This is a genomic window from Nostoc sp. DedSLP03, assembly GCF_034530815.1.
Classification (GTDB): Bacteria; Cyanobacteriota; Cyanobacteriia; order Cyanobacteriales; family Nostocaceae; genus Nostoc.
On sequence record NZ_JAVRCK010000166.1, the window covers coordinates 1 to 8853 of the forward strand.

At 45.7% G+C, this 8853-nt stretch carries 12 protein-coding genes and 1 pseudogene; 6 read left to right on the forward strand and 7 right to left on the reverse strand.

The window, feature by feature from the left end; genetic code table 11:
• Positions 1-44: 44 nt before the first annotated feature.
• Positions 45-944 carry a KAP family P-loop NTPase fold protein gene (locus RM368_RS37255; RefSeq protein WP_322698717.1) on the reverse strand — a complete coding sequence of 300 codons (900 nt, stop codon included), beginning with the start codon at positions 942-944 and terminating at the stop codon, positions 45-47.
• A gap of 462 nt (positions 945-1406) precedes the next feature.
• On the opposite strand from RM368_RS37255, the pseudogene RM368_RS38975 reads away from it, so the two are divergent.
• Both RM368_RS38975 and RM368_RS38980 read left to right on the forward strand, forming a co-directional pair.
• A pseudogene (locus RM368_RS38975) lies at positions 1407-1601 on the forward strand (helix-turn-helix domain-containing protein); the annotation flags it as partial.
• Complete coding sequence (locus RM368_RS38980; protein WP_416212294.1) at positions 1598-1909, forward strand: WGR domain-containing protein; 312 nt, start codon at positions 1598-1600, stop codon at positions 1907-1909. The pseudogene RM368_RS38975 and the gene RM368_RS38980, both read left to right, overlap by 4 nt.
• Here the strand turns inward: RM368_RS38980 and RM368_RS37260 are convergent.
• From RM368_RS37260 to RM368_RS37275, 4 genes are all read right to left on the reverse strand, one after another.
• Positions 1828-2454 (reverse strand): DUF3387 domain-containing protein, encoded by a 627-nt coding sequence (locus RM368_RS37260; RefSeq protein ID WP_322698718.1) that lies wholly within the window; start codon positions 2452-2454, stop codon positions 1828-1830. The two genes, RM368_RS38980 and RM368_RS37260, sit on opposite strands and share 82 nt — an antisense overlap.
• On the reverse strand, positions 2451-3494 hold the full coding sequence (locus RM368_RS37265) for a class I SAM-dependent DNA methyltransferase (protein WP_322698719.1): 1044 nt from the start codon (positions 3492-3494) through the stop codon (positions 2451-2453). The genes RM368_RS37260 and RM368_RS37265 overlap by 4 nt, the downstream gene beginning before the upstream one ends.
• 440 nt (positions 3495-3934) lie before the next feature.
• On the reverse strand, positions 3935-4318 hold the full coding sequence (locus RM368_RS37270; protein WP_322698720.1) for a hypothetical protein: 384 nt from the start codon (positions 4316-4318) through the stop codon (positions 3935-3937).
• A 320-nt stretch (positions 4319-4638) separates the two neighbouring features.
• A complete protein-coding gene (locus RM368_RS37275) occupies positions 4639-5004 on the reverse strand; it encodes a DNA-primase RepB domain-containing protein (RefSeq protein ID WP_322698721.1) in 366 nt (121 codons plus the stop codon).
• Positions 5005-5397: 393 nt separating this feature from the next.
• Between RM368_RS37275 and RM368_RS37280 the strand changes: the two genes are divergently transcribed.
• A complete protein-coding gene (locus RM368_RS37280; protein ID WP_322698722.1) occupies positions 5398-5769 on the forward strand; it encodes a hypothetical protein in 372 nt (123 codons plus the stop codon).
• 21 nt (positions 5770-5790) lie between these two features.
• Here RM368_RS37280 and RM368_RS37285 read toward each other — a convergent pair whose 3' ends face one another.
• On the reverse strand, positions 5791-6714 hold the full coding sequence (locus RM368_RS37285; protein WP_322698723.1) for a hypothetical protein: 924 nt from the start codon (positions 6712-6714) through the stop codon (positions 5791-5793).
• A gap of 190 nt (positions 6715-6904) precedes the next feature.
• Positions 6905-7114 (reverse strand): helix-turn-helix transcriptional regulator, encoded by a 210-nt coding sequence (locus RM368_RS37290; RefSeq protein ID WP_322698724.1) that lies wholly within the window; start codon positions 7112-7114, stop codon positions 6905-6907.
• 184 nt (positions 7115-7298) lie between these two features.
• On the opposite strand from RM368_RS37290, the gene RM368_RS37295 reads away from it, so the two are divergent.
• From RM368_RS37295 to RM368_RS37305, 3 genes are all read left to right on the forward strand, one after another.
• Positions 7299-8090, forward strand: coding sequence for a hypothetical protein (locus tag RM368_RS37295; RefSeq protein ID WP_322698725.1), 792 nt, complete (start codon positions 7299-7301; stop codon positions 8088-8090).
• Between the two features lie 121 nt (positions 8091-8211).
• Entirely contained in the window at positions 8212-8538 is a 327-nt protein-coding gene (locus RM368_RS37300) for a hypothetical protein (protein WP_322698726.1), read from the forward strand.
• Positions 8531-8734, forward strand: coding sequence for a hypothetical protein (locus tag RM368_RS37305; protein WP_322698727.1), 204 nt, complete (start codon positions 8531-8533; stop codon positions 8732-8734). Before RM368_RS37300 ends, RM368_RS37305 begins: the two co-directional genes overlap by 8 nt.
• Positions 8735-8853 lie beyond the last annotated feature (119 nt).

Sequence of the window (8853 nt, forward strand, 5' to 3'; positions counted from 1 at the left end):
TCAAGGGTACATTTTACCTCCATTGGTAAATTCTTTCCTAGAAATCACCTAAATAAATAAGCCCTTATCTCACGAATCCCAACTTTGGGTACTCGAATAGGCATCTGTATGAGTTTGTCAATGTAATCAATCTGGTGGCGATCGCTTGTGCCCTTAAAGTAATCAGCAACCGCACCTCTAATCATGTCTTCATCCGCTGCAATAATAAATGCAGTATTTGGGAGAAACAGGAATAAGCGTATAGCTTCTAACGTATGAATAGTATTAGCTGGTAAACATCGATCAAGATTATCAATAATTACAACTAGGGTTTTTCCAAGTTCCGTGAGTATTTCACTATATTCTTGACGAAAAGCTGCAATTTGTTGAGGCGGTGTAATTTTTGGAACATCTTTTAGGATTTCCGAGGTAGCTTTTTTTGCTTCTTCTGCTTCTTTTGTTATTTCTTTATACTCGTTTTCTGTTGGTGTCTTCTCACCTTTAAATGCGTCTAAGAATTTTTCACCTGAGCTAATTCCTCGAGCAAGCAGTCCTCCAGTCGGTACGCCGTGAGCTAACGCAACACCTTCTGCAACGAATCCCATAACGCGAAATATGTTGACTCGCGCTAAGAGGCCTTGTGTCTTTTGTAGCAAAGTTTTATTGTCTTTGACCGCATCATTTAGTTTAGTGGCGATTACCTCAAGAATTGCTACACGAGCATCATCGTAGCCTTGGTATAACCAAGCATCAAAATTGACAAGTATATATTTAGACTCTTCTCCATTTAAATTTTTCAAATCTTTCTCAATGAGCTTAAGTAAAGAAGATTTTCCTGCACCCCAGTTACCAAAGATACCTAATGAGACTGGTAGCATCTCTGGTGCAGTCAGTATATCAACCGCTAATTCAGAAACTTCACCAAAATTTAAATAATCAATCTCTGACTCTCGATCTGCCCACATTCACATTTTCCTTTAAGTATTAATTTACGTAATAACGCAGAAGCTTTCAAGTTTTATGGTGAGAATAATACTTTTGCACCCACTATCGTAATATAACAATTACAAACGTTACTACAATAATTGAGCTTTTGAGTTTAGCATGTATCGCATGTTGTTAAGTGGATGTTAATTAATAGGTCTAGGTAGATAGTCCAATGGCGGCAAATAATTATAACACCTACAAGAATTTGTGGTGTATGCCGATAATAGATTGTTTTTTAGGTATTTATTCTTACGTATTGACACAGTAACCCTCCTTGGCTGTAACCCCAGGGCAAACGCATCTAAATTACTCTTGATCACAACGAAGGTTGAGAACCAACGAAAAAATCAGGATTTCGCGTTTGATTATTTTTTAAGCCTCAAAGCGATCACCTAAAACCTTCGCAATAAGCAGGAGTTAATGACATTATTTTTAGCACCAAAGCAGGTCTGGAAGGTGCCCGCCAACTTGGGCGTAAAGGCGGACGAAAGCGCAAAATGAACGAAAGCAAGCTGGAAGCTGCCAAGAAACTGCTTGCAAGTGGCATACCGCCCAAAGAGGTGGCCAGGAATCTGGGTATCTCTGTCCCGACCCTGTACCGCTGGATACCTGCCGCAGGAGCATTAGAACTATGAATGACATTACCCTGTATAAAACCGACCCCGCCAAGAATTTATTCCGCTTCTACCGCCTGGACATACAGACTGATTTATTTGGCAATCCATGCCTGATACGCCAGTGGGGACGAATCGGCAGAGCGGGACAAACGAAAATTACGCCCCATGCAACGCTAGAAGCGGCAGAGCGGGAATTAGCCAAATATCAACGCTTGAAATCCAGAAAAGGGTATAACCTTTGTAATCAGCCTGCCAGCCCGCTGGCAATCATCTCCGCTTGCTTCAGCACCGTTTCCGTTGCCAGCAACTGCATGTCCGGCGGGTAGCCGTACTGTCGTAGGGTACGCTTCACAATGACTTTCAGTTTTGCCCGTACACTTTCCTTGATAGTCCAGTCAATCGTGGCATTTTCACGGATTTTCTGGGTAAGTATCACAGCAAGTTCGCGCAGCTTGTCCTGCTGCATCAGCTCGCGGGCACTGTTGTTGTTCGCCACAGCGGTATAGAAGGCATATTCATACTCTGACAGCCCCATATCCTGGGCTTCTGCATCGGAAGCAACTATCTCCTTACTGATGCGGATCAGCTCTTCCATGATCTCGGCGGCGGTGAGAATCTTGTTCTGGTATTTTTTGATGGCGTTCTCCAGCATTTCCATCAGAGTTTTACTCTGCACCAGATTCTTTTTGGCGCGAACCTTCAGTTCGTCGTTAAGCAGTTTTTTCAGTGTCTCCAGGGCAATATTTTTATGTTCATACCCCTTTAGCTCCGCCAGAAATTCATCGGACAGGATAGAAATATCTGGTTTCTTGATGCCTGCTGCGTCAAAAACATCAATCACCTGCTCTGACACCAATGCCTGATCGATCACCTGACGGATAGTAGTTTCCAGTTCTTCATTGCTGCGGCCTTCGCCCTGCCCGTGGGAGCCAGATGATAGACAAAATGCTGCAACCAGGCAAAGTTTGCATTGCCTGTTGGTGGCGCACCATACTGCCAGCGCCCATCCCCCCGCAGCAGATCACCGCTCCAGTCGCTGTCATTGAAGGGCGGATTGGCAATCACAAAATCAGCCTTCAAATCCTTATGGGCATCATTGAGAAACGAACCTTCATTGTTCCATTTCACCTGCGAACTGTCGATGCCGCGAATGGCAAGGTTCATCTTCGCCAGCCGCCAGGTGGTCTGGTTGCTTTCCTGTCCGTAGATAGAGATATCGTTAATCCGCCCCTGATGTTCAGCCACAAACTTTTCTGACTGCACGAACATTCCGCCCGAACCGCAGCAAGGGTCAAATACACGCCCTTTATAAGGCTCCAGCATGGCCACCAGCAATTCCACAATGCTGCGCGGTGTATAGAACTGTCCGCCCTGCTTGCCTTCGGCCAGGGCAAACTCGCCGAGAAAATACTCAAACACATGCCCCAGCACATCGGCGCTGCGAGCCTTGGCATCGCCCAGGGCAATATTGCCTACCAGATCAATTAACCCGCCTAAACTCGTAGGGTCAAGGTTCTGCCGCGCAAACACCTTGGGCAAAACGCCCCGAAGTGAGGGATTTTCCATTTCAATAGCATCCATTGCCCCGTCAACCAACGTGCCAATATCGGGTTGTTTTGCGTTATCCTGCAAAAACGACCAGCGTGCTTCTGCCGGTACAAAGAAAATGTTTTCAGCCTTGTATTCGTCCTTATCCTCCGGGTCGGCTCCGGCATACTCGCCCTCACCCTTTGCCAGTTTGGTGAACATTTCCTCGAAGGCATCGGAAATATATTTGAGGAAGATCAAGCCTAGCACTACATGCTTATATTCAGCCGCGTCAATATTTTTGCGAAGCTTGTCAGCGGCCTTCCAGAGCTGTTTTTCTAACGGTTCTTCTTTAACTTCTTTTGCTTTTCTGGTTGTGGCCATTTCTGTGTTTGCTTTCTGTGTCTCTCAACAAAATGTAAGTGGGGATACTGAGGTAGGTTAAAGAGGAAGTATTAGATATATCCTCCTCCCTTATCGCAGAACTGAACGTACAACTTTCGCTGACTGATGTTCAAGTGTGCTGTTGTAAAAATTGATTTTAGACCAAAATCGTCTCTCAAAAGTTGTAGTCTCCCCTCAACCAGAAATATGAAAAAATGCCATTTTTAAATCTTTGCAACAATGCCAAGATTTCTGCCCCTGCCTTACTGATAATGCAAGATAAGAGCAGCTGATAAGCTGTTATAACCTAATTAATGCAAAAAAAGCTACATTAACTACTCTTATAGGACTCGCTCAGGTGGGTAAAAGGTCACGAAAGGGTCAAATATTACGTAGGCATTTCATTTACTTGGCTTTTTCTATTTCCTGAAACAGCATCTCTATTTTCCACGCGAGCGGTTGTGCTCTAAGGCGATTGCAGCGCTGTGGACGGTCATGTCCGCGTATCGTTGCATATTCCGGTGGCGTTTTGTGCTATCTATGCGTTCCAGCAAGAGCTGGGCAGCGGTCTCTTCCATGCTCCAGCCCCAGTCAAGCGCGATCATACACCAGGTGAAATCGGCGCGGCTGGTGTCCGGCGCATCGCCGTTGGTATTGGCAGGGGCGTTTTGCAGGCACTTGCCATAATCGGGAAAGCATCCCGGCTTTTTTGGTGTCCAGGCATAGCGGGGGATGGGCTTAGGAATAGGGGCAGGGAGGGAAAGAAGCGCCATTTCTTTAAGCTGCTGTATCGTTATCACCCGTCCTGGGCTGCTTTGGGTCATGGCGGAATGGCACTAAGTTAAGCTGAAGGGTATGCAGCGTAAGGATTGCAGAGGAGCAGGGGGGCAGGGGCGCAGAGGAGAATTTCTAAATATCCGAACGCAATGCTTAAAACTTCTTCTTTCTCCCCTGCTCCTCCGCTCCTCTGCACCCCTGCTACCTCAACGATTTTCCCTTTTCTTAGTGCCATTCGGTCATGGCGATTAGGGGCTAGTCGGGCTGGTACTTTTCTTTATAGTTTCGACTGCCGGCGATACGGGTGGCACCGCTGGCGCTCATATCAGCACCGATAGCACGGCGCAAACTGCCGGCTATGTGTTTCTCATCGATTATTACTGCCGGAAGCGATCGCCAGCCATGCCTGGAAATTACCTGGGCTGGTTTCAATGCTAAAGAGGGCGGCTTGCTCCACTTTTAGTAGCTGCCCGGTTTTCAAGTCATCCAGCGGCACAAGAAATACGCTTTTATCGGAAACACGGAGGCGAAGGATAATATTGTGCCGCTCGGATTGGGCGAGTTGCAAGGATTGGGGGATTTTGTGCCTGACTTCCTGTAACATCTGGTTCGGGCGGAAGCGGATTTTGCTGCCCTGGATATCCGTCAGCGTTACATAAAAGCGATCTGCATCGACGGAAGCGAACAGATCCACCATTGCCAATGCCACTTCCTCGCGTGCGGATTTTTCCATATATTCCTCCCTTTCCCTGATAGCTGCTAGTAACAGCTACTTGTTCAACCACTGTGTTAATTCCTGTCGGATGTAAGTCATACCTCTCACCGATGCTTAGGAATGTACTTCGACAACTTGGCCAAGCGATCGCCCTCACTCCAAAAATCAAGCGTGATAGTATGCTTGTTGCTAATCTCTGCCCTTCTTAGTAATGGTTCGCCAATGAATACTACCGCTACCTTCCTCTTTGTACCGTCGTATTTTACTAGGGTTTACTACAATGCTCAACAGCGATAATATCGATACAATTGCGTGATTGACAGCTTCAGCTTAACAATAGCGATTATAATTACCTGCCGCGTCAATTACTCAATTCGAGTGAGCGCATAGACATCTTTACTAAGAAACAATATGGCAGACCTTAGCGGTAATTGGTTAGGAACTTATTGGCAAGATGACATCCTTAGTCGCTTTGAAGCAACTTTTGTTCAGAGTGGAAATACTTTCAGTGGTTCCATTTTGGATGACAACTATTTAGGAGAAGCTCAGGTCAATGGCGAGGTAATTGGGCGCAGTGTCAGTTTTACTAAGCGTTATTTAGTTACCTCACCTGTATTAGTTAGATATACAGGCATAGTTTCAGAAAATGAAGATTATATGCAAGGAGAGTGGAATATAGGTTTGCAGTATTCTGGTTTATGGTCAGCGCGACGCAGTGGAGAAAACCTGATTGTAGATTTACAAACTCGGCTTGAACAGCAGACTTCATTGACGATAACTTAATTATTCGCATAAATTCCTGCCTTATCCCCAGGCTTCCTTATGTGTAATTTCCGACTCTAAGAGACTCAGCACTTTTTCTTCCAACCCTGTCAAATAAGCGCGATTCAGCTTGCCCAACGACTCCAAAAACCTCTGCACCGACTCCTCTAGCCCACTCGAATACACACGATTGATGCGATCGCAAATTACCTGCATCTCCTCACACTCGGAAGGCAGGTAACTGTAAGATTTGAGGTGCTGCAACCCAACTGTATACTCTCCATCCCAGGTTTTGATGGTGCAACTGAATTGGCCCACATGGTTGATTATGCCCCAACAGCCACCCTTGCCTCTGAGTTCGGGGTTGTCCTTTGCAAGGATTTGGCATACTTCGCCTAGCTGGTAGGTGTTGGGTACTTGAGTACGTTCCATTATTCGCTGCACCGCATCTTTGACGATGCGATGAGATGGTACTTTTCCGTTGGCAGACTCTACAGCTTGCTCCCATGCTTCGGGCTGAATGTCCGGGGCAAGCTTGGACAGTGGCCTGATTTGCCACTCATTAGTCGGCAAAATGTGATCGGAACGATCACATTTTTGCTCTAAGTTATCAAATATTACTGCTGCATCCATTAGAAGATAAGACTGGCGACGATTATGGCCAAAGCGATCACGGCAATACTCCTCAAAAGTTTTGTGAGTAGAGCGATATAACTTGCGATCCCGTAATTCCATTAATGCCTTCCCCGCCTCAAAAAACGCCTGTTCCACTTTCCTCTCCAAGTGCAGGCGATCGCTTTGCTCCTCTTGGGTCAACTCAGTTACTTCAACGGCGCTAACTGTAATTGTTGCTGTAGCTGGATCTACTTGCTGGGAGATATCCTCGTTTGCAAAGTTAGGGAGTGTTTTTGAATTATCAGAAGCAGCAGAGGTGGATTTTTTGCGTTTAGAAGGTGGTTTAGCCATAATTCCACCCTTTTAGCTCAGTGGCATTTGCTCAAACTCGATTGAAGATAGATTTTCACTGCTATGAGTAGTTACGTAAGGGCGTTCGCGTAGCGTCTTGAAGAGAAGCGATCGCCTTTTGTAATCAACTTCGCAATTAAGTGATCTATTTGGGAGTAGCCGATTGCTAGAACCGCAATAAATATAGTCTCTAGTCATCTTCGCCAATCTTTTGAATCTTAAATAGATCAGCAGGCTGGCAACCCAACACTTCACAAAGCTTGGCAAGCTTTGCAAAAGTTTCTGTACCCCCTCTGTCTCGCTCCCAATTACGGATTGTCGAAGGGTCAACGCCAACTAAATCAGCAAGCTGGCGCTGAGTCAAATCTTTCTGCTTACGCAGTTCTGCAACTCGTGACACGAATATTTCTCCCATGCGCTAATTCATACCATTATTCTAGCGTTAAAATCTTCGCGCTAGTTACTTAACATCGTTAAAAATCTAGCGCTAAAATATAGACATACTAAATAACAAAGAGCAATCGCCAGTCCTGGAAAAACTTGTAGCGATCGCTCTTTGACCTTATATTCAAGGAATCTTCATTATGTCTCATCCAACCTACACACAGCAAGCCCTTTCCCGCTACACTCTCCCCCGCCTGAAAAGAATCGCCACCGAACTCGGCGTAACACCCACCGGGGACAAAAGAGCGGCTGACACCTGGGTAAACGCAATCATCACCCACCAATCCACCCAGCTTCAGAAAGTTGACAACCAAGCCCTCGCCCAAGCCGAACTCGACAAATACATCGCTGACCAAGCCCAAACCGTAGCTCCCGAAACCCTCAGAATAGTCGAAATCTCCTTTTCTGATCACGAATATTACGCTGGTAATCAACTCATAGCCAGCATCAGCCATGACGATAATCTAACCCAGCCTTGGGTAGTAATGGTCAACGATAAAGAAGTATTCCGTGCCAATACTCTAATGCGTTGCGATCGCTTCATCTGCACTCACTACAAAGATGGCTCATTACCTGTGCAGGAGAAAGAAGCAACACCCCCCACGACCGAAAACCAAATCATGGCGCATATCTTCAACGAGTGCCAGAATTACGGGTTTGAAATTCTCGATGATGGCATTTACAACAACAACGGCGTGAAACTGGGGCAAGTCGGATGCACTGACGGGAACTGGTGGGTAATCCTGGGTTATTCAGGTCAGCAGCAGTATTCTAACTCGGTCTATGATGCAGTGCGATCGCTGTCGATGGTGGATGTGTCTACTGATGGTAAATCCATTTTTGATGAATATTTTTTAGACCAACCCTTAGAACAGCTAACTGGCGATAAATTACAACGCCTGCTGGAGAGAACGGAGTTAGTCACAGCGTAATCTTGGGCTTCGCCTGGGAAAAGGTTAAAGGGGAAAGGGAAAAGGTAAATTTCTTCATTCCTTTCCCCTTTCCCCTTCCCCTTTTCCCTAAAACACATTCCCTTCATTCACCTATTCATCTATGCAACCTACAATTTCGATCCCTCAACACTGGCCCTACCCTCGCTTTAACTTGGAACAGCGTACACAACAGGGCATCATCCTGGGACTTTATTACTATCCCTCTAGTACAGAGTTAGCTGAACAATTTGATGATGGTTGGCGCTATGTACTGATGCCTAATAAAAACTCTGATGAAATATCTTACTTGCAAGAGAATCAAATTCAGCCGCTTTCCCCGCAGGAATTATTCTCAGAAATTACCGCAGAGATTGAGTTTTATCAACAGCAAATCTCTATTCTGCAACAACAGTTAGCCGTATTAACCGGAGGTTTCACAAATGCCTAAGACGGTGGACCCCAGTTTTGACCGCAGAGCAAATCATTTGCTGCGTTCAATTCAGCTTTGCGGCGGTTGTGTGCCTCTGCATCGGCTTCAGTTCCAATTCTCGGATTCAGTCATTCAAACTCTGCTGGATAAAGAACTGGTGCAAGTGCAGAACACGGGACGCGGCTTTTTGTTGGAGATTGCCGAGGATTTTTAGGTTATTAATCCCAGGGAAGAAAAGCATGATTGACTACGTTAATGCTCTCAAAACAAGTTGGTATCCAATACTGCTCGGTTAAGAGAAAATAGATGGTGGAATAAAGAATACTTTGTTCG